Origin of the sequence: Anaerobium acetethylicum, from assembly GCF_900096945.1 — a bacterium.
Taxonomy (GTDB): domain Bacteria; phylum Bacillota; class Clostridia; order Lachnospirales; family Lachnospiraceae; genus Anaerobium; species Anaerobium acetethylicum.
The window spans coordinates 1-22,051 of record NZ_FMKA01000041.1 but is presented as its reverse complement, the minus strand read 5'-3'; the positions used below and the strand labels follow the sequence as shown (position 1 = coordinate 22,051).

Annotated in this window: 18 protein-coding genes; all 18 read right to left on the bottom strand. The window is 44.4% G+C overall.

Features of this window, described 5'->3' with window-relative positions:
• Positions 1–49: 49 nt before the first annotated feature.
• The 18 genes from BJR36_RS17860 to BJR36_RS17775 all read right to left on the bottom strand — a co-directional run bounded on the left by BJR36_RS17860 (position 50) and on the right by BJR36_RS17775 (position 21,830).
• Positions 50–1,132 (bottom strand): TRAP transporter substrate-binding protein, encoded by a 1,083-nt coding sequence (locus tag BJR36_RS17860; RefSeq protein WP_091236795.1) that lies wholly within the window; start codon positions 1,130–1,132, stop codon positions 50–52.
• 39 nt (positions 1,133–1,171) lie between these two features.
• Positions 1,172–1,636: a NanQ anomerase/TabA/YiaL family protein gene (locus BJR36_RS17855; protein WP_091236794.1), complete on the bottom strand. Its 465-nt coding sequence runs from the start codon at positions 1,634–1,636 to the stop codon at positions 1,172–1,174.
• 19 nt (positions 1,637–1,655) lie between these two features.
• A complete protein-coding gene (gene yiaK / locus BJR36_RS17850; protein ID WP_091236793.1) occupies positions 1,656–2,660 on the bottom strand; it encodes a 3-dehydro-L-gulonate 2-dehydrogenase in 1,005 nt (334 codons plus the stop codon).
• Between the two features lie 211 nt (positions 2,661–2,871).
• Positions 2,872–3,861, bottom strand: a complete 990-nt coding sequence (locus BJR36_RS17845) for a LacI family DNA-binding transcriptional regulator (RefSeq protein ID WP_091236792.1) — start codon at positions 3,859–3,861, stop codon at positions 2,872–2,874.
• A 68-nt stretch (positions 3,862–3,929) separates the two neighbouring features.
• Positions 3,930–4,844, bottom strand: coding sequence for an AEC family transporter (locus BJR36_RS17840; RefSeq protein WP_091236791.1), 915 nt, complete (start codon positions 4,842–4,844; stop codon positions 3,930–3,932).
• Between the two features lie 105 nt (positions 4,845–4,949).
• Entirely contained in the window at positions 4,950–7,070 is a 2,121-nt protein-coding gene (locus tag BJR36_RS17835; protein ID WP_091236790.1) for a UvrD-helicase domain-containing protein, read from the bottom strand.
• A gap of 109 nt (positions 7,071–7,179) precedes the next feature.
• Positions 7,180–9,798: a DEAD/DEAH box helicase gene (locus tag BJR36_RS17830; RefSeq protein ID WP_091236789.1), complete on the bottom strand. Its 2,619-nt coding sequence runs from the start codon at positions 9,796–9,798 to the stop codon at positions 7,180–7,182.
• A 297-nt stretch (positions 9,799–10,095) separates the two neighbouring features.
• The gene (locus BJR36_RS17825) at positions 10,096–10,584 is read right to left on the bottom strand and encodes a universal stress protein (RefSeq protein ID WP_091236788.1); all 489 of its coding nucleotides are present in this window, start codon (positions 10,582–10,584) and stop codon (positions 10,096–10,098) included.
• Positions 10,585–10,667: 83 nt separating this feature from the next.
• Positions 10,668–11,240, bottom strand: a complete 573-nt coding sequence (locus tag BJR36_RS17820; protein ID WP_330387995.1) for a carbonic anhydrase — start codon at positions 11,238–11,240, stop codon at positions 10,668–10,670.
• 61 nt (positions 11,241–11,301) lie between these two features.
• Entirely contained in the window at positions 11,302–12,813 is a 1,512-nt protein-coding gene (locus tag BJR36_RS17815; RefSeq protein ID WP_091236787.1) for an FGGY-family carbohydrate kinase, read from the bottom strand.
• 16 nt (positions 12,814–12,829) lie between these two features.
• Complete coding sequence (locus BJR36_RS17810) at positions 12,830–14,167, bottom strand: GntP family permease (protein WP_207648905.1); 1,338 nt, start codon at positions 14,165–14,167, stop codon at positions 12,830–12,832.
• A gap of 94 nt (positions 14,168–14,261) precedes the next feature.
• Positions 14,262–15,098 carry a class II fructose-bisphosphate aldolase gene (locus BJR36_RS17805; RefSeq protein ID WP_091236786.1) on the bottom strand — a complete coding sequence of 279 codons (837 nt, stop codon included), beginning with the start codon at positions 15,096–15,098 and terminating at the stop codon, positions 14,262–14,264.
• A 14-nt stretch (positions 15,099–15,112) separates the two neighbouring features.
• Positions 15,113–16,210, bottom strand: coding sequence for a 2-hydroxyacid dehydrogenase (locus BJR36_RS17800; RefSeq protein ID WP_091236785.1), 1,098 nt, complete (start codon positions 16,208–16,210; stop codon positions 15,113–15,115).
• A 325-nt stretch (positions 16,211–16,535) separates the two neighbouring features.
• On the bottom strand, positions 16,536–17,384 hold the full coding sequence (locus BJR36_RS17795; protein ID WP_091236784.1) for a MurR/RpiR family transcriptional regulator: 849 nt from the start codon (positions 17,382–17,384) through the stop codon (positions 16,536–16,538).
• Positions 17,385–17,629: 245 nt separating this feature from the next.
• Positions 17,630–18,376, bottom strand: coding sequence for a DeoR/GlpR family DNA-binding transcription regulator (locus tag BJR36_RS17790; protein WP_091236783.1), 747 nt, complete (start codon positions 18,374–18,376; stop codon positions 17,630–17,632).
• A gap of 33 nt (positions 18,377–18,409) precedes the next feature.
• Positions 18,410–19,813: a GntP family permease gene (locus BJR36_RS17785; RefSeq protein WP_091236782.1), complete on the bottom strand. Its 1,404-nt coding sequence runs from the start codon at positions 19,811–19,813 to the stop codon at positions 18,410–18,412.
• 21 nt (positions 19,814–19,834) lie between these two features.
• Positions 19,835–20,833 carry a 4-hydroxythreonine-4-phosphate dehydrogenase PdxA gene (gene pdxA / locus BJR36_RS17780; RefSeq protein ID WP_091236781.1) on the bottom strand — a complete coding sequence of 333 codons (999 nt, stop codon included), beginning with the start codon at positions 20,831–20,833 and terminating at the stop codon, positions 19,835–19,837.
• Between the two features lie 16 nt (positions 20,834–20,849).
• Positions 20,850–21,830, bottom strand: a complete 981-nt coding sequence (locus tag BJR36_RS17775) for a four-carbon acid sugar kinase family protein (protein WP_242875652.1) — start codon at positions 21,828–21,830, stop codon at positions 20,850–20,852.
• Between the last annotated feature and the right edge of the window lie 221 nt (positions 21,831–22,051).

Below are 22,051 nucleotides of genomic sequence, written 5' to 3'. Positions count from 1 at the left end.
TTTAAGCTCTGTCAGACAATTTTATTTTTTTGTCTGACAGAGCCAGAACTTATTTTATTGAACGAATCATTTCCAAATACTCTTCCATTTTATTATCAGCAGCAAATTTGTCCTGAATTGGAAGTGCGATTTCTTTAAATGCTTCTGCATCCACATCCGCATGTTCTGTTACAGTAGCACCGTCAGCTATTACCTTTGCCTTCGATTCCTCTGCCATTTTATAAACAACGCTTCTTTCTTCTTCAGTAGCGGCTTCACAGGCAGCCTCGATCCAGCCCTTCTGTTCATCTGTTAATTTGTTATAGGAATTTCCATCCATCAGTAACAGCCTTGTTGTATAGTCATGATTTGTTTCACTTATATATTTACCATTATCTGTTTTGTGATGTTCTTTTAACATGAAGCTTGTATAGTCGTTTTCTGCAGAATCTACTACGCCCTGCTGCAATGCCTGATACAATTCACCCCAGGCTACTGTTGTAGGAACCGCACCACAATCTGACCAGAATTGCTGCTGTACCGCAGAAGACTGTGTACGGATGCTCATGCCTTTTGCATCTGCCGGTGTTGTAATTGCCTGTTTGCCGTAGAAATTACGCACGCCTGAAGACCAATATCCCATAACTTTAAACTGATTTCCAGTTTTTTCAGTGATAACCTCTTTCATCGCATCTCCGAATTCGCCGTCTACCGCCTTTTCCCAGTGATCGAAGCTGTCAAACAGATATAACAATGAAAACATATCAACTTCAGGAACGCCGATCGCTGTCATAAATCCTGGGGAAGCAACTACCATCGAAACTGCACCCATGCTTAATTTTTCAATTAATTCCGATTCATTTTCACCCAGCGTACCATGGTGAAGGGTCACGTGGATCTTTCCACCTGAAAGCTCTTCAACTGACTCTTTGAACTTTATCGTACCAAATGCATATGGATTCTCCAGTGAAGTCTGATTATGCGCTACTATTAATTCCAATTCTGGAACTGCAGCTTTCTCTTCCCCTGTTGTTTCTTCCGTTGCAGTTTCCTCTGCTGTGGTTTTTTCCTCTGAAGCTTTAGAACCTCCGCATGCTGTCAAAGTACCGATTGCCAGCATTGCTGCCATAAATAATGCTATTCTCTTTTTCATAGATAAATCCTCCCTGTTCTGATTATAATTTTATTGTTATTATAATAATTCCAAACTCACTTTCACTACCACTTTTCGAACCGATGTATAATCGTCTATCAGTATCGAAGGCCTGTGTACATCGTTCGGAAAAAATATACTGTAACATCCTGGTATTGCCGTGATAAATCCTTCGTTTTCCATGCTTTTATAAAAAATTAAATCTCTTTCGTCGATTCTTTCATCAACTTCAAATTTGCCTTCATCGGCGCAGAATCCAAGGCCTTCTTTCCCGGATGCTAAATACTGGACATCAAGATACTTTTCATGCACTTCAGGTCTGATTTCTTCTTTTGGCTTTGGTGTCGCATCAAAAACCTGCGCATACATCTTTTTGCCATCGATTTCATATACACCGGCTTCCATTTTATTGAAATCATTGTCCTTCAGATACTGGATTGCTTTCTGAATTGCCTCTGGGTAAATCGAGCAATCATCCTTTGAATAAATAGATGAAAATATCATTTCTTTTTCTCCTCGTCTTTTACATATTTAAAATCGAATTCCAGATTTCTTCAATTACCGGAATTCCATTTTCCAAATTGTCTTTTCTCGTTCTCAATGAAGATTCACCCGGATAAGAAATAACGCCATTCTCCTGTACCGGTTCGGATCCCTTTACGTAATCTATGATTTTATCAACCACAGCGTCGATTTCTTCTCTGCTGCTTAACTTTGTGGGATCAATGGCAATGAGCACCTGGGACAGTCCCGCTTCTTCGCCTATCGTTTCTCCAATATCTCCTACAGAATTGCCTCCCGACAAAATAGCTGCCACCATATCAAGTACAATCGACAACCCGCTTCCCTTCCAGAATCCAATCGGAAGAACTCTCCATGTCTTTTCGATTTCAGCAGCATCCGTGGTAAGGTTTCCTTCAGAATCATATCCTCCTGGTACAGGAAGCACTTTTCCTTTCAAGCGGCTTTCTTCAATCTTTCCATAAGAAAACTGTGAAAGTGCGCAGTCAATAACCACATGTTCCCCGTTGCTTCTCGGAACCGACATTATGAACGGATTATTTCCTATCCTTCTGTCTTTTGCACCATATGCAGGCATATTAGGCATCGTATTTGTCCAGCATATTCCTATGCATCCCTTGTCTGCAGCCTGCCAGCCAAAAGCGCCTCCGCGCATCCAGTGATTCGTGTTTTTAAGTGCGACCACTCCTACTCCGTGCTCTTTTGCCAATTCACAGGCTCTGTCCATCGCTTTCATGGCATTTGTATTTCCCAAAGCAAGATTGCCGTTCCACTTCTCCATTATGCCGCATTCCAGTTCACACACCGGCTGGGCCTTCGGATCAATAACACCATTGTCTATGTAAGAAATCACTCTGGGAAATCTATTGATTCCATGAGAATATACTCCATCCAGACTAGTCTGTGCAAAATTCGATGCTGCTTCAAAAGCTGTTTTTTCATCGAATCCTTTTTTTAGCAATACTCTCTGAAATTCCTTTAGCATCACATCATACGGAACTCTCATATTCATATCCTCCATTTGTTGCAATCGATTGTGTAATAATATTATCACAATCGATTGCAAAAAGCAACTTTAGTTATCTGTACTTATATTACAAAAATAAGTTCTTGTTTCTGTACACATTGCACACAAACAAGAACTTATCATCTGATTTTCTTTATTTTGTTTTCTTTTCCGCACCTTATTTTTCACAATCGCTTGCCATTTATTTTCATCACGTAGTTTCTCTTTCAACCAAAGTCGAAAACAGCATGATCTTATGAGGCTTTTCCTCCCCCGAAAGACAATCTACCAGAATTTGCGCTGCCATTAATCCTGTCTCCGACATTTTGTTATCCAAAGTCGTAATACTTGGAAAAGAAACCTCTCCATAAACTGAATTATTGACTCCGACTACTGCCATTTGTGTGGGGATTTTAATATTCAGTTCATTCAGGATGCGAATAACACCCAACGCCATCAGATCCTCTGCGCAGATTACGGCATCCACCTCCGGATGCTTTCCTACTAATTCCCTGGCGCCAATGAAGCCGGATTCTATTGTTGTTTCCGGAACTTCAATTATCATTTTTTCTTCCGACAGACCATGTTTTGCCAGGCCGTCCTCATAACCATGCAATTTTTCATAACTGCTCGGCGTTCCTAAATTCACGATGAATGCAATCTTCCTCTTGCCCTTAGAATATAAAAGGTCTACTGACTGCCTGATCCCGTCTCTTTCATCTACCAATATGCCATATGCATTTGGCAAATCCAGATAGCCATTCGCCATAACGACAGGCTTGTCACTCATCCGTTCTCTCAATTCCTTTTCCACTATATCATTTTGAAAAGCAGAACCGACCAGCATGATGCCGTCCACTTTTCGCTGCTCCAGTATCCGAATGCTTTCTGCCATCATTTTAGGTTCATATCCCGCATTCAATATAAGGCTGCAATATCCGTACTCCCTTAATTTTTTTTCAACAACATATGCCAATTCTGAATGGTGGCTGTTTCTGATATCTGCCATTAATATTCCTATAAGCTTCGTTGCTTTATTCACCAGTCCTCTGGCATTTTCATCCGGCGTATAATTATATTCCTTTAACAGTTTTTGGACTTTATCTCTCGTCGCCGCTTTGATGCCGGGCTTATTATTGATAACACGGGACACAGTGCTGGCTGATACTCCGGCTTTTTCTGCTATATCATAAATAGTCATAACACTTCACCTCAACTTTAATTTTATTGGATACCTGAAATGCAGGCAGGATCATATTCAGGATTTTTCTACATCAGAACTAATATGGCTGAAACAAAAAACAAACTAATCAGAATGCACAGGGAATTTATTGTACTGGACAGTCCTGTATCTCCCCCGCTTTTTTCAGTGTATGCTGTGCTCACAGCTGCAATAGGGCTAAACACCGCCAAAACTACCGCCTTGCGTATTTCTATATCAAATGGCAAAGCATGATATAAAACGACTGCAAATATTACTGTAATTACATATCTCGTTATTATGATCTGAGCGCTTTTAACCATCTGTGTTCTGTTTAAATCAAGCTTAAACCCAATTCCTATCATAAACATTGCTAGAAATGCATTTGCACCTCCAATTATCCCTGCTAAATCCAGTATAGGTGCCGGAAGCTTCTGGTCTGATAATGCCAGCATCAGCATGACCAGATAGCACATCAGCGGTGGTGAAGAGATTAATTTTTTCAGTATGGCACCTGTTTTTATTTTATCGGCATTATGTTCTTTATTTACCAGGGATGTGGCTGCATAAGTTCCCCCTGCAGACATAATAGAGTTTCCAGAATCAAAAAGGCAGATTGCCACTATTCCCGCCGGACCCAAAAATGCCTGTGCAAAGGGAATCGTAAAGCACCCTATATTGTATCCTGCCAAATTGATCATATTGAATGATTTTTCACCATTGCCGCTGCCCGCTGCCAGAAAATATCCGGCAATTGCCAGTATAACGGTGCAGGCAAACCCGATTCCAATCATGCTGATCAGACTTTTTTCAAACACTAAATTTGAAAAATTCACAATAATTGCACATGGCAAAGTCAGATTCAATACAATTTTGGAAACAACGCCAAAGTCTTCTTTCTTAAAAACACCAATTTTTTTCAATCCATATCCTATTACAATTATCATAATAAAAAGCATGGCTCTCGTCAGTATGCTGCTCATATTTTCCACCTTATTTTTTTTGCAATCGATTTCATTCTCAATATGGCACCTCTTGTTTTTACTTGTCAAGGAATACTATTGCAAAAAATTTTATGCAAGGATCTTTTATAAATATTCCAGCTCACTGAACGCCTTCATAAATTCCTTCATTCCATAATTCTCGAATTCGGCTTCAATCATCATCTCGTCTTCTCGGAGTACTGTTCCTATTCCGTATTTCTTATGACTTACCCGTCGAATGTTTTCTCGTTGTATGGCTTCCTGATTTTTCGTTTCCTGATTTTTCGTTTCCTGATTTTCCATCATCCGGTTCCCAGCTTCCGGATTCCCGGACCCGGCCTCCGCCTTCTCACCTTCCGCCCTGGCAGCCTGAATCTGTTTCTTCAGTTCCTGCAGGCTCACCTCTGTGGTCCTGACAGCATCATCCCGGATCAGCCTGGGCGGAATCATCCGGATATATCTGCTTTCTCCGGCCATTGCCCTGTAATGCTCCGGGTTTGTATAATAGGAAAGCTCCAGATAATCCTTTGCCCTCGTAATTCCCACAAAAAACAGCCTCCGCTCCTCCTCTTCCTCCTCCATCCCTTTCGTCTGCAATGGAATCAGCCCATAATTGACGCCCGTGATGAACACATGGGAAAACTCCAGCCCCTTGGAGGCATGCAGTGTCATCAGTTTGACCGAATCCGTGCTGCTGCTGATATCCTTCTGCAGGATATTCACGCCATAAAGCGCAGATGAATTGAGGAAGTCCGTAAGGCCCTCCAGAAACGTCATCTGCTTTTCCTTCCCATATGCTATGATGATGTCCAGCAGGGTGCGGATGGATTCCTTGTCCTCCCTGTAGGTGGCGGCAGTCGGCTTAATGTATCTGTCAAATCCAAAATAATCGTAAAGCTCATCCACGCTCTGGATTCCGGCACACCTGGCAGCGAACTCCTGCATATCTGCAAGCAGCCCGGACTGCTTCTCCGACTGTCCTCTGACCAGTTTTGCAGCTTCCTTTTCTCTGATCCTTTCCCCGTAATCCTGATTGCTGAGGACATAGATGCCAGAGGACAGGTCATTCGGATTGACCGAAAAGCGGAGCAGTTTTATGACCCAGTTCAGCACCGGAATGTCCCGGATGGTTTTCTTCAGTGACACCTCATAGGGGATCCCGTTTTTTTGAAATACATCTTCAAAAATCTGGGACTGGTTCTGGAGACGGTAGAAAATGGCGATTTCCTTATAGGGCACGCCTGCGCTGTGCAGTTCCTGGATCTTGTCCGCCAGATAGCAGGCCTCGTTGAAGGGATTGTACTGGTTCTTCACCACGATCTTGCTTCCCGGTTCCCTTACTCCCGTCAGGCTTCCGCCATTCTGCAGAAAGCACCTTGCCGCTTCCAGGATGGAGCTGCTGGAGCGGTAATTGACCGGAAGGGACAGTTCCCTGGCCGCATATTTATGCTTCAGTGCATAGACCACGTTCAGTGTACTTCCGCGCCAGCTGTAGATGACCTGGTTCGGATCTCCTACTGCAAACAATCTGGTCCCGTCTCTCTTCAATTTGTCAATGAAATCAAGCTGCAGACTGTCGCTGTCCTGGACCTCGTCAATGATGATCCATTTCGGTTCTGTCCCGGAGTCATCCAATAAATCATTTACATTCTGGAGCAGATCCAAAAAGGACATTTTGTTCTGCCTTATCTTCTCTTCCCTCAGGAGCTGTACCAGCCGGAACAGGTCGTCCTTGTATCCCGGCTTCATCTGCTCCTCTGTCCTGACTGCCATCGCCTGCTCCAGGCGTTTTTTCAGCCGGTTCTTATATTTGATGGAGAGCTTTTCCTCCTGTATGATATGCAGGGCAATGTCCAGTTCCTCCTCCGGCTCTATGACCAGGAAATCCCTGGTATACCCCATTTTCTCTACCGGCAGCCTGTTTTTCAGAAAATGAAGGGCAACGCTGTGGAACGTCCCAAAGCCTTCCAGGTCTTCCGCCTGGACGCCGCTGTCGGCGCCGGTCAGCCGTTCCTTGATTTCATTTGCCGCTTTGTTTGTAAAGGTCAGCACGATCATGTTCCTGTAGCTTACATTTTTCGCATGGTGAAGGTACAGGATCTTCGAGATCAGGACCGTCGTTTTCCCGCTTCCCACGTTGGCATTTACAATGCAGGCATCGCTTTCGTCCAACACCGCTTCCCTCTGATATTCGTTCAGCCTCTTCAGCTCCTCCTCGTAATTCATAAACACCTCCCACTCTATAACAAAGAGTGTCAAAATCCCTCTATAACGTTCGGCTTCGTCAATTTACACATTCTCCATCCATCACATCAGTTTTCCAAAAAGCCAGCCATCACGTCCTGTCGCCATCCGTCTTTTCCACTCTGATTTTCAGTTCGATCACTGCCGGAGCCTCCGTATAGAAAGTGATGATGTTGATCAGGCTCCGTTTATTGGTCTCCTCCATCGCCCACTCTTTGTAAAAGGTATTTTTGAGAACCATTGTCAGTACCTGGTTGTCGACTTCCACGGCTGGAACGGCGCCTAGAAATGCAGAAAACGCACTCCCGCTTCCCTGCATGTATGCGCAGAATTCCTGCCATTTTTCAGGCAGCTCCTCAAACCGGAACGGCTTTTTCATAAAGGTCGACGGCGCATACTCGACTAATTTGGTGCCTTTCGGAGCTTCCATCTCTTCCATCAGGTTCTTCAGCCCCCACAACACCATTTTCTTATCCAGCTTGTAATCCCCGATGCATGCAGCGCAGCCGTTCTCGCACTGGCATCCGCCCACCATCTTGATGGCATGCTCCGTAATCTGCGCTATGAGATCAAATGTTTTTTCCGCATAGCCCAGACCGCCTATGTATTTGTCATAGACAAACAGGAACACATCGCCCTGAAAATCATCTCTCAATTCGATTGCATTATTCGACATGACAACGCCGATATCTTCCTGCTCCGTCATGGTGGCCATCATTGCCGCATTTTTGATGGCATAGCACAGGCCTTCGAAATGATTGTTCCTGATGATCTGGCCCTGCTGGCTTTCCCTGATGAGCCTCCTGTAGACCGAAACGACATTTTCCGGAACCCTGATCCAGGTGCTTTCCGTATCGAAGGCCTTGGACAGGGGCTGTTCCAGATGTTCGAAGCCCAGGTTCTGGTGGTTGTGGAACTGCAGCTTTTTATACATATAGACCACTTCGTCCACATTCACATCGCCGAAAGATGCCTTGATGCGGTTGTAATCCATTTCCCTGCTGCCCTGGATAATCCTGATATTCGTGTGGCTTCCCGGCATCGTGTAGTAGTTTCCGTTAAAGGGTACGGCATATGCGGTTTTGCTTTCCATATCCAGTCTGACGACCTGGTACTGGACGCCGTCATGCATGTAGATTGCGCCGCTGTGGATTTCGCGGAACGCCTGCATCTCATCCATTTCCGTAATCTCCCTGCTGTTCTCCTTGTTGATCAGCTTGTATCTGCTTTTATCGATATTGCGCAGGCTGAAATCTCCTGCCGGGAAGGAATTTCCGCACCATGCGAACTTGCCGTTCTGGCTGGTCAGTTCGCTTGCCCTGATCAGTACCGGAATGGTTTCCCCCAGGTCCGGAAAAAGCGAAATGTCATCCAGCGTCAGGGGTATCTCGGCGGCCGCGGCGCGTATGTGGGCTAGCTCTATCAGCAGATTGTTCTTGTCAATGACTGCATTTTCGCTGCTGTTCTCAAAGAGCCAGTCAGGATTGATCGCAATATACTGGTCAAAAGGCAGATTGTCAAGGATCAGATAATTCGTGCATCCTCTTCCGCTCCTGCCCGCACGCCCTGTCTGCTGCCAGAAGGAAGCCCTCGTCCCCGGATATCCCACCAGGACCGTCGTGTCGATCTTTCCGATGTCGATGCCAAGCTCCAAGGCATTGGTAGAAACCAGGCCCCTGAGGGCGCCTGTAATCATCTTGCTCTCGATTTCCTTACGCTCCAGGGGGGTGTAGCCTCCCCGGTAACCGGATATCTTATCTGCCAGGGATGCCCCGAAAAAGCTTTCCGCTTCCAGCTTGTCCCTTGATTCCTTCAGGACCACTTCCACATTTCGTCTGGATTTGGCAAATGCGATAAAGCTGTTGTCATTTTCCACCAGATCCGGTATCAGCTCTGCGGCGACAGAGGTGGTCTGCACCTGACCGTAATATTTTTTATCAGATCCCATGATCTTCGGAGGCTGTACGAACACATACTTCTTCTGAGGGGCCGGCGAACCATCCCTGTCGATCCGGATAAAGCTCTGCCCGCAGATCTCCTCCGCCAGTTCCAGGGGATTTGCGATGGTCGCGGAACTGCACAGGTACTGGGGCGAGGAATTGTAGTATCTGCACACCCTTCTCAACCGCCTGAACACATTCGCCAGATGGGAGCCGAAGGCACCCCTGTAGGTATGCAGTTCATCGATGACCACATACTTCAGGTTGGAGAATATGAAATCAAATCCGAACTTGCTGTGGTTCGGCAAAAATGCGCCGTTCAGCATTTCCGGATTGGTCAGAATGATATTGGCATTTTTCCTGATCCTGCTTCTTTCATTTACCGGCGTGTCCCCATCATACACCCCCGCCGACACCCTGTTCTCCCCGAAAAATTCCAGGTATGGCAGGATGGCGCGGTACTGGTCGCTTGCCAGCGCTTTTGTGGGATAAATGAAAATCGCCCTTGCAAGGGGATTCGCTAAGATTTCCTGAAGGACCGGCAGCAGAAAGCTCAGTGTCTTCCCGCTGGCCGTGGACGTGGTGATGACGATATGGTTCTGCTCCATGGCTTTTTCAAACATCTCCGCCTGGTGGCAGTATAGCTTTCTGATTCCTTTTTGGGAAAGGTATTCGGCCAGTTCCTCCGACAGGGCAGCCGGAAAATCGGACTCCTTCGCGTCCCTTTCCTGTATGGTTTTGCTGTATATGATTAAATCCTGTATATCCATTTGTATGACTCCTGTTCCATCTGCTTCTATATTCTTTATTCTTTATTCTTTATTCTTTATTCTTTATTCTTTATCGGTAACTATTCTGTCCTGCTTCCTTCATAGCCGCAACGGAGTGAACAGTCAGCTTTATTATATAACACCAGCCGCATAATTACATCCCGGCTTTTATCGAATAAGGCGGTTTTCATTACAAAAATCGGGAGCTGCAAGGTCTAACCCTCGCAACTCCCGGCACTTATAAAACTCACGCTCATTATTTGATTTCTCTGAAAAATTCTGTAGTTTCCTGCTCCTTTACGCTTCCGCTTCAGCCGGAATTACCAGCACCGGGCATGGAGCCTCCGAAATCACCTTTTGTGTTACGGATCCCACAAAGAAACGGACTATTTTTGAAAAGCCTCTGTTTCCCATAACGATCAGATCGAAATCCCCGTCTTTGGCCTGCTCCAGAATCTTAACATAAGGCTCCCCTTCCAGTAATTCTTTCTCCACTTCAATCCCGGAAAAGTCGAATTTCTCAACAATCAGATCCAGTAATGATGCAGCATTCTCCTTCATTTTCACTTCAATTTCATCATCATCCGCTATCATATAGTCGCTGGTTATGATGGGGCCCTCCACCTGATGCAGGAGACTTTTATTTCTTCTGTATCCGGGAACATTTTCAAAATCGACAGACGTTATGATCTTGATTGCGAATCCATATTTCTTTGCTATTTCAATAGATTTTTTCACCGCATTCAGGGATGCGGGCGAACCATCAACAGGAACAAGCAGCTTCATATACATTTCCTCCTATTTTCAATGTCTTGAAACTCTGACAGACGTATATTTTTCATTTTCTTCAGGCGATAACCCTGCATATCTCAGACGCTCGTCCTGTCCTCTTCCATCAGATAAAGACGGTTATCTTCAATATTATAGAACAATGGTGCAATCAGTATTTTAGGATATTTATCCCTGAGCCTTTTAATCTCGCAATGTAAAAAGTCTATCTCATTTTCAATTTCGAATATTGGCGCAAAGCTTGTGAAATGTTCCTCCGCATGCTTTTCGTTCCATCCGGCGTTTTCAACCATTCCTTTTACAAACTCTTTTTTCTTGGAGATCAGATTGACCATTCCGCAGTGATTGTGCCCTATAATGGCGATACAGCTGACTCCGCCTAAGGCGATTGCATATGATATTTTAAACTCATTAAAACGCAGGTTTCCACCGCCGGTGCGTATGACATATGCAAAATTATTAGGTATTTTAAGATGCTTTCGGTTGTCCATGCACATTCCAACAAGTATCTCCGCTTTATCATACTTTTCAAAGGGCACTCCGAAATTATGAAACTTAAAAAGCTCTTCAATCGGAGTATCCCTGTATTTTGGAAATAAATCAGCTTTTTCTGATACTTTCACCAATTCACTCATATTCAACTCACTCGCCATATTTTTCAACCCCCTCCATTTAAGTGATTTTATGCTAATTTCGCATAAAAGCCAATAAACATCAAATGGGTTTCATGAACTTTTCATATACGCCTCGTTGATTCAATGCATTGTACAAATCATGTTTGCGCATCCTGAGCTTGTCGTATTTGATATGATTCTCCGCAACCGGCTCGTATATCTGGTCCTCTTTTCCGACAATGTTTGAGAAGGCTTCTTCATAAGTCTTATAGATTCCCAGGGTAACAGCCGCTGACATTGTAGCCCCTAATGAGGTAGCCTCACTGTTCTGGTATCTTACCACCTTCTTGTAAAAAATATCAGACTGTATCGTATTGAACAGATCCGACTTTGTCATTCCGCCGGCAACGCTGATGGTATCAATGTCCCCTGAAATGACTTCAATCAGCGAAAAATTATCTGCGATTTCCATGGCGATTCCTTCAAATATGGCTCTTGCCATATCTCCCTTCGTGGTTCCAAGGGACAGATTGAAAAACAGGCCTTTCGCATAGGGATTCCAGAATGGTGCAGCGCTGCCTTCAAAATGAGGTATCAGCATGACGCCGCTCGATCCGATAGGGGAAGCCGCTGCTTCCTGGTTCATTGCCATGTAATTTGCGCTTTCACCGGAATAGAACTGTTCCCTGAACCATCTGTAGATAGCCCCTGTATTGAAAATTCCGGCTTCAACGATCCATTTTCCGGGCACTGCCGAAGCACTGCAGAGCACCCTGCATTTTTTATCAAATACAGGCTTGTCCGAATACGCAATCACGAAGGAACCTGTTCCGGTATTGGCTTCTGCCATACCCGGATTCAAGATATTCAGGGCAAGCGCCGCGTTCTGCTGGTCCCCTCCCGCCATGATGACAGGTATTCCTTCCTCCAGTCCTGCAGCCTCTGCAAATTCTTTTTTCAGCCCTCCTGCTATCGATCCCGGCGGACATAATTCGCACAGCAGATTCTCATCAATGCCCGAAAAATCAAGCATTTCGTTATCCCATTTAAACGTCTTTATATCCATCAGCATGGTTCTGGCAGCCTGCGTCCAATCCGTCTTGAATTCCCCGGTAAGCTGATATATGACATAATCCTGAACGCCAATTAATTTATGTGCCTTCGCATATATGTCAGGTGCTTTCTGTTTGAACCACATCATCTTAGGAAGAGAGAAGTACGGATTCGCCCGCAGCCCTGTCTTTTTGTAGATCTTGTTCATTGAAATTTTTTCCAGAAGCTGCTGACAGATGGAAACGCTGCGTTTGTCCTGCCAGGTAACCGCATTGTACAGATGGTTGCCTTCCTGATCTACAGGAATTACGGAAGCCCTCTGAGAAGTGACGGAAATTGCCGAAATCTTTATCCCTTTGCTCTGTACATATTGTGCGGCTTCCTTTAACGTGAAATTCAGCGCATCCCGCCAGTCATGAGGGTTCTGCTCGACCAGGCTCGGCGGTGTAAAAATTGAATGATATTCAAATGACGACGTGAACAGCGAATTCCCGCTGGTATCGTATATGATTGCCCTCATGCTCATGGTTCCTACATCTATTGTGATAATGTATTCCATTCGATCTTCTCCTTTTTTAAATGAACGCTCCGACAATCAACGTGCCGACAAGGGCAACAACTGAAGCAATCGTTGTAGATGCCGTCCAGGTCTTGAACGTATCTGTTATGGACATTCCGAAATACTCTTTTACGATCCAGAATCCCGAGTCATTTACATGGGACAGTCCTATGCCGCCAGCACCAATGGCCACACATATGATCGCTGGGTTCAGTCCTGGGAAGTTTGACAGCAGCGGCAGGATTATACCTGCGGATGTCATCATCGCAACTGTAGTCGAACCTACTGAAAATCTCATGACAATGGCAATGATCCACGCTAAAAGGATCGGACTCATATTAAGGCTTGCAAGTGTTTCACCCAGAATTGTGCCCATGCCGCTGTCAGCAAGCACCCTGTTGAATGCTCCGCCGGCGCCTATGATAAGCATGATGCCGGCTACCGGGCCAAAGCAGGAATCTGTAAGCTTCAGGATATCTTCCTTTTTCATTCCCCTTGCAAATCCAAGAGTGAAGTATGAGACAATGGCAGATATCAGGAGTGCGGTTATCGGATTTCCCAAAAACGCTACTACCGGCAGATAGGAAGCACCTTCCGGAGCCGTCAGCTCGACAATCGTTTTCCCTACCATGATAAGCATTGGCAAAAGTATCGTGATCATTGTGGTTCCGAATGCCGGAAGCTTATCTTCATCAATAAGATCAGCGGTCATCAGTTTCTGTGGCGGATCAAGCTGAATCCATTTTGAAATGAAATTTCCATAAACCGGTCCGGCACAAATTGCAGCCGGCAGGCCGATAAGAAGGCTGTACATAATCGCTGTTCCCACATCTGCCTGAAGTGTTCCTACAATCGCAAGCGCTGCGGGATGGGGCGGAACCATTGCATGAACCGTGATAAGTCCCGCAACAACTGGAATTCCGATTTTAGCCAGGGACATTTTTGTCTGGCGGGCAATGCTGAATATCACGGGAATCAGTAACACAAAACCAACCTGGAAAAATACCGGAATGCCGCATATAAATGCAACAAACATCATGGCCCAGTGCGCTCTTTTCTCACCGAATACGTTAATCAGTGTTTTTGCAAGACGCTGCGCTCCGCCGGATTCCTCCAGCATCTTTCCCAGAATGGTACCTAGTCCCAGAACAGTCGCCAGAAAGCCAAGGGTCGATCCCATACCATCCTGGAAGGATGTTGCAATCTTATCCAACGGCATACCGGAAGCAATTCCAAGGAAAAATGCCGCAATAATCAATGCAAGAAAAGCACTTAACTTAGTCTTCATAATAAGGAATACAATAAGAGCAATCGATAAAAATAAAACAAGAAACATCCGTGTTACATCACTCATGGTTTAACCTCCCATATTTACAATAAATAAATGTCTAAACATAAGTAGACCCTACTATAAAAAGTTAATACTTACATCTTTTGCCCGATCAGGTTCAGCTGAAAATCAGCATGTACTTTGCAACAACTTCTTTTATGTAGTCTATCTGCTTCAGGGATAAGACTGACAGATGGTAGCTTTTTTCGCCCTTCTGCAGCTCTTTCAGCTTCTCAACCGTATATACGGATATCTCCGTGTTGACATTGATCTTGCGTATGCCGTTCTGTATACATTCCCTGACCACATCCTCAGGGGTTCCTGATCCGCCATGCAGCACCAACGGAACAGCTACCTTTTCTCTGATTTTCTTCAGAATATCAACCCTTATGTTTGGTTCCCCTTTGTATATTCCATGTACAGTTCCTATCGAAACAGCCAGTGCATCAACACCTGTTTTTAGCACGAAATCATTCGCCTGGTCCGGATTTGTATAAACTTCTTCATCCGCAGCAGTACCTTCATGGGAATGATCCCCCGAAGCCAGGGAACCCAGTTCTGCTTCCACGGAAACCTGATTGGCATGTGCCACTTCTACCACTTTTGCTGTATTCGCCACATTTTCCTCGTAGCTTAATGCGGAACCATCATACATGACCGAGGTGAACCCCGCCTTGATTGCCCTGTAAATGTTATCCAGGCTGTTGCAGTGATCAAGATGTAGTGCGAATGGAACGTCAATCTCTTTCGATGCCGATTTTACTATGGCTACCACTGTATCAAGATCCATGTTTTCAAGATAACGTTCTCCGAAAGCTAAAATCGCCGGCATCTGTCTGCTTTGTGCACATTCCAGCACGCCCTTGATGGTTTCGTAGCTGTAAACATTAAATGAGCCTATTGCAATATTCCGTTCATCTGCAATTTCCAAAACATCTTTCATGTTGACTAACATATATGTTCCTCCCCCTATGCTCTTACTTCTTCAAGCCATTTTTTAAATTCTTCATTTTCAAGCACTTCAGGATTCACGATAAATCTTGGCTTGTTATCCTTTAACAGTTTACTGATATCTTCCAAAAGAAGGGATGGTGAATTTCCTAACGCATCTGCCGTTGTTCCTGCAATATGGGTTGTCAGGGTCACATTGTCGAGTTTCAGGAATTCACTGTCTTCAGGTATCGGTTCAGTAGTGAATACATCCAGTGCTGCTCCTGAAATCTTGTTGGCTTTCAGTGCTGCTGCGAGTGCTACCTGGTCTACAAGACCTGCCCTTCCGGTATTTACAATATATGCTGTTTCTTTCATCAGTGCAATTTCTTTTTCACCGATCATATTTTTATTGGCTTCTGTCAGTCTGGCATGTAAGGTGATGAAATCGCTCTCTTTTAATAATGTTTCCAGATCCACCTTTGTGCAGCCAGCTTCTTTGACATCTTCTTCACTTGCATATGGGTCAAATACCAGTCTGTTCATATTGAATCCTGACAGTTTCTGTGCTACAAGTCTTCCAATATATCCAAAACCGATGATTCCAACATTTCTGCCTGTCAGTTCAGGTACAGTAGCACTGTTTGAAAATGTTTTACGCCATGTTCCGTTTTTGATAGCATAGTGAGCACGGGCGATATTCCTGCACTCTGCAAGCATCATGCCTACTGCGAAATCCGATACGGCGTGTGCATTTCTTCCCTGTACGTTGAATACCAGCACACCCCTCTTTGTTGCTTCCGTTACATTTACATTTTCAAGACCTGCTCTTGAAACTCCGACAACCTTCAGCTTAGGCATTGCTTCAAGTACCTTGCTTGAAACAGGAACGAAAAGGCCTGCAAGAATTTCAGCATCTTTTCCTGACTCGATGATCTGGTCTGGCACTACTTCGATTTCAGGACCGCGTTTTTCAACTTCGAGTCTTCTGTACTGGAGCTTTTCCCAATCAGCTTCCCAGTCCCCAACTAAAACATCATCACCATATTCCCCCATGATTTTTTTCCACGCTTCACCGAATCCTTTACCTGGAATCATTGCATCTCCTAATAATACTGCTTTCATTTTTTTACTCATAATATACCCCTTTCTTCGTGGTTGTTCTTCGTCGTTGTTTTTTTACTACGCTCTTCTTATCTCCGTAGTAGTTTTACTACTGACGTAAATATATCACATCCTTTTCCTGTCGTCAACAAAAATATTTTCGCTCACATTTCCCTCAGAATGCATCCGTTTCCAGGTGTGTTATTGCTGCATCATCGTTAAATAGCGCAAAAAAAAGGACCATCTTTTAGATGAGTCCTCTTAATATATTCCTTATGTGCGGCTATTCATAACTATGTCCTTCTTAACTAGTGTGCTGACACATTTGTCAAGATGTCAACGTGTCAGTGCACTACCTCTATGTTTTCTTTTTTGCCACAGCCAGCCTTGATTTATGCAGCCTTTTTATTCCCTCTGATCCCAATTTCAGAACCGTTGAAACATACAATGTATCGATAATGACTAATTGTATGATTCGCGATATCATCGCATCCGATCTGTATTTTGTTTCTCTGGATGAACTCAGCAAAACGATATCAGAGCTTTTTGACAAAGATGAATTCGGATAACTGGTAATTGCAGCGATCTTTGCGCCGCCTTCTTTCGCGAGTTCAACAGATTCAAGTATATCACGGCTCTCTCCTGAATGTGAAAAAGCTACTACCAGGTCCTGCTTCCGGGCGTGTGCACAGGCAATGCTCATGATATGGGAATCCGATGAAAAGCTTGCATCAATGCCTAATCTCAAGAATTTATGATACGCATCGGCAGCAATGATTCCGGAAGATCCAACTCCTATAAAAATTGCTTTTCCACCTGAAACAATTGCTTCTGTAAAGAACGCCAGCTGTTTTTCATCCAACAAATTATTCAAATCATTGATCGAACTTATCGTCAACTGGATCACTTTTCTCTTTATATCTGCAATATCATCATCCGTACCAATTTCCTCATAAATGGAATCCGTCGTTTCACCCGATAATTCCTGTGCAATTTTAACCCGGAACACCTGATAGGAATCATATTTCAGCTTCCTTAGGAATCTAATAACAGTTGTCTCGCTGGTATCGCAAAATTGTGCCAGTTCACCGATTGAAAGCAATATAACTTTTTCCGAATTGGAAAGTATATAATCTGCAACATTTTTTTGTGTTGGTGACAAAGTATTATACTTTGTCCTGATCAAACTGAATACACTGTCTTCCATAGCGAATACTCCTCTTCTGTTTTCTCCATTTTGTAAATTCCAAACAGTTCACTCAATTATATTCTTTTATATAATTATTTTCAAGCAGATGCTAATAAATCTAGAAAGACCTGACTATCACTCCCCAGTCAGGTCTTTCTTGGCATTCTATTTTAACATCTCTAACCCATTTTTAACCGGATTTTGTTTTGCAGCCATCACTCAGCTGCATCGCAGCTGCCTTACCCAGCTGATCTCCTGTCAGTCTATACGGCTATGATCTTAACTCCGGCTTTGGCCAGCCGCGCCAATTCACTTTCCGTAAACTGATGGTCAGTGATGACCCCGGTATAATCCGCCAGATCAGCAACCTTGCTCATTGCCTTCTTGTTGAATTTGGAATCGTCAACCGCTATAAATGTCTGCTTGCAGTTCTTCATGATCATTCTCTTCAGAAAGACCTTGTCGATCGTTGGTGTCAGCACCTGGAAATTATCATCTATGGATGCTGCTCCAAAAAATCCGATATCAAATTGAAATCCATCCATCATCTGTGTGGCATAATAGCCATACATACTGCCTGTTGATTTTTGAACGGATCCGCCGCAGATGATCAATTCAGCTTCACTCTCATTGATGAGCTGGGCTATTTTCAAATCGTTGGTCACGACCAGTATTCCCGGTATTGTAGAAATCAATCTGGCTATTTCGTATGTTGTGGTTCCTGCATCCAGGAATACCACATTATTTTCTTTTACGAATTCTGCGCATTTGGATGCGATTAGTTCCTTGCTTCCCTTATGGCTGATCTGTTTTTCTGCATATGCGATTTCCTGTTTTACGACAGCACCGCCGTGGCATCGTTCTATGATACCTTCATTCTTGAGCCTTTTCAGATCCCTCCGGATCGTCATTGAACTCACGCCAAGGTCTTTGGCCAATTTTTCCACCTGAACGCTGCCATCCTTCTGAATCATCTCAATTATTTTCATCTGGCGTTCTGCTATAAACATGTTCATCACCTCTATGCATCCGATTATCGCAGATTATATGAAAATATTCAATACCAATATCTCAACAAATCCAACGGCCCAGGCAATTGTGCTGGTTACCGACCATACACGGAGCTGGTCTTTTGTCTCGCTGACGCCTAAAGTCCTGTTAACTACCCAGAAATAACTATCATTAAAGTAGCTGAAGAATAAGGAGCCCACGCAGCATGCAACTGCTCCAAGGAAAGGATTGATTCCTGCTGAGATTACGATCGGGGCGGAAATGCTGGCTGCGGTCGTCATGGCAACTGTGCCTGATCCCTGGATTGCTCTCATAATGGTTGCAATGATAAACGGAAGTACGATGATCGGGATTGCCGTTTTTGCAAGGTTTTCAGCCATGTAAGTTCCCAGTCCGCTGTCTTTTATGATCTGTCCAAGGGCACCGCCGCCGCCGGTTACCAGCATGATGATGCCTGCCGATGCCATTCCTTTTTCCATTTCACTTAACACGCCTTTTCTGTCAAACCTTCTGCCAAGTGTCAGAATAGCGAGCAGCAAGCCAATACCGACAGCAACGATCGGAGAACCCAGGAACTGGAATACTGCCATAAAACCGGTCGTCATCTTGAGTGCGCTTGTCACTGTGGCAATCAGGATTAGTATGATAGGAAGTAAGATCGGACCAAATGATTCCGCTGCTGATGGCAGCTCTTTTCCATCCATTACAAAGGAATTCGAGTAATCGGCTTCCCTGTATGCACCACGGGTATATCCATCACCTGCTTCATTAGGAATCTGATAGATCCTCTTGCCTAAATACCTTGCATATATGAGACAGGCAATCGTCATAGGCAGCGCTAGAACCAGTGCAAGAAGGATGAATTTTCCTGCATCAATTCCAAAGATACCCGTAACACCTAACGGACCTGGTGTAGGCGGAACCAGTGTATGAGTGATAACCAAGCCTGCAGCAAGTGCAGTTCCTATTGAAATAACAGATTTCTTAGTCGCTTTTGATATCGCTTTTGCAATCGGCGCAAGGATAATAAAGCCGGAATCGCAGAAGATCGGAATGGAAACCAGGAATCCTGTGAAAGCCATCGCTTCTTCTTCATGTTTCTTTCCAAATACCTTCAGGAAAAACTGTGCCATTTTCTCAGCTGCCCCTGTAGCTTCAAACAGCTGACCCATCATAACGCCAAAGCCGATTACGATACCGATACTGCCAAGCGTACCGCCGAAGCCATTTTTAATGGAATTTATGATTCCAAAGGTTGCTCCGCTTTCTAATTTCACATCTGCAACCGGCATACCGCCAACCACACCAACTACCACACATGCAATAATGAGTGCTAAAAAAGCATGGATTTTGGTTTTTAATACCAGGAATATCAGAAGCGCTATACCAACAAGTAACCCTATTAACATTCTTTGTCCACTAAGTCCGCCTATCATACTATAAATCCTCCTGAAAGATTATTTTTTAAAGTTAGGTGAATATTTTGCAGCTAACGAAATCGCCTCGATCATACTGACTGCACTTACTTTTCCGGTTCCAGCTATGTCGAATGCCGTACCATGATCTACAGATGTACGTAAAATCGGCATTCCTCCCGTAACTGCAATCGTTCTAGCGAAATCGACCGTTTTTGTTGCAATGTGGCCCTGGTCATGATACAGGGACAATACGCTATTGAATCTGCCTTCCAGCGCCTGGTGGAACACGGAATCCGCTCCGATCGGGCCGACCACATTATATCCTTCAGCCTGGAGTTCCTCAACTGCAGGTATGACCTCTTCAACTTCCTCGTCACCAAACAGTCCGTGTTCCCCGCTGTGTGGGTTCAGTCCTGCAATCGCCATGGTTCCTTCTGTAACGCCCAGTTTCTTCAATGCCTCCAGGCAGCGCTTCACATAATCCTTGATTCTGTCCTTCTTGACCATGTCGCATGCTTTTCTGAGAGACACGTGCCTGCTTAAGAAGAATACCCTCATGCCTCTTACTTCAAACATGGTAAGCGGATCCGGCGTGTTGGTCAGGGCTCCGAAAATCTCCGTATGGCCGATAAAATTGATATTCCCGGCCTTAAGCGCCTCTTTATTGATAGGGGTGGTTGCAACAGCATCCACTTTGCCATCATTTGCAAGCTCAATGCTTTTTTCAATATATTCGTATGCGGCTTTTCCGCACATTCCGCTTACTTTCCCAAATTCGAATTTTGAGAGATCGACATTGTCTAAATCAATCAGATTCAGAACGCCTTCTTCGTAGATTCCCTGCTCAGGACTTTCCACGACATTTACTTTCAGCTTCACTTTGCAGATATCGATTGCAATGTCGATTACCTTCTTGTCTCCTATGACAATACATCTTGCTTTGTCAAAGACCTCCTTTGCAGCAATTGACATAACAACTATTTCAGGGCCTACGCCTGCCGGATCCCCTAAAGGTATCGCAATTAATGGTTTTTCCATGATAATCTTCCTTTCTTTATATAAATAATTTTTCTTTCAGGTATGTGATGCATCTGTTGATGGCGTTGCTCTGGCCTACCATTCCGCCTTTTGTGATGATATTCAGCCCATCGAAATCGCCTTTTAAAATCTTTCCGTATGCAGCAAGAGGCAGCACCTCATCCAGCAGCTCCAGCCCGGCAGTATCGAATTTCCTGCAGACGGCGACGGTTATATCCCCTCCGCTCGTATATAAGCCTTTGAAATTCGCATCCTTTTTGCAGATGCGGTAAGTGATCTCCGCAAATGCGGCATTGATCTTATCGCTGACTTCATCAACTGTGCTATGGTCCCGTGCCGTATAGTAACCGAAATCAATTCTGTTTTCAGGCATCAGGCCATCTCCGGTCACGGTGCTGACTTTATATCTCGGACTGTTTTCAAGAACCTCCGTGACGATCCTGTCAATTTCAGCTTCGCTTCGTTCTTCGCTCTCAACCAGTTCCTTCGTTTTTACAAATATATTGAAGGTCTTCTGGGACAGCCACAGTTCTTCCATCTGGCTCTTCGTTACCGGGTTCACGCTTCCTACGACTGCTAGAATCTTGTCTTTTGATTTCTTTTCACTTGGAACAATGATCTTTCTCGCAATCGTGGATGTAAACACGCCCGGATCGACTGTCACGAACTTGATTCCACTTGTAATGACCGCATCTGCAATCAGGTCCAGATCCTCCTGGGTCACACAGTCAAATACAATCGTACGATTGCCTTCTTTGATCAGCCCCTTGATCTTTTCCGCCAGATAATGTTTTCCCTGCATCATATCATTCATCAATATGGAGGCTGCCGGATATTTGCTCTGCTGCTCAAAAACCTTCCTTACTTCCGACGTGGCAACAGGCGTTTTCGGATCCAGGGCCACTTCCGTCTTATGCAATGGTAATCCGTTGACCAGCATATATCCGCCAATCACGACCCGGCCTGAATCAGGAAAGCACGGCGCTGATATTTCCAAGATGGAAGTACAGTATTCCCCGAACATCACCTATAAATACATGGCAGACCGTGCTGCAGAATTAGGTGTCACAATTCCTGACAGCTATGTAGCGATCGAAGCTGAGTAGTTACACATATAATATAGATAACTTCTCGGAGTTAGAATCAAAAGATGCAAATGTAGATTGAAAATTGAATATTGGTGATTTTGGAAAAAAAGAAGAAATTTTGTGTACGAGA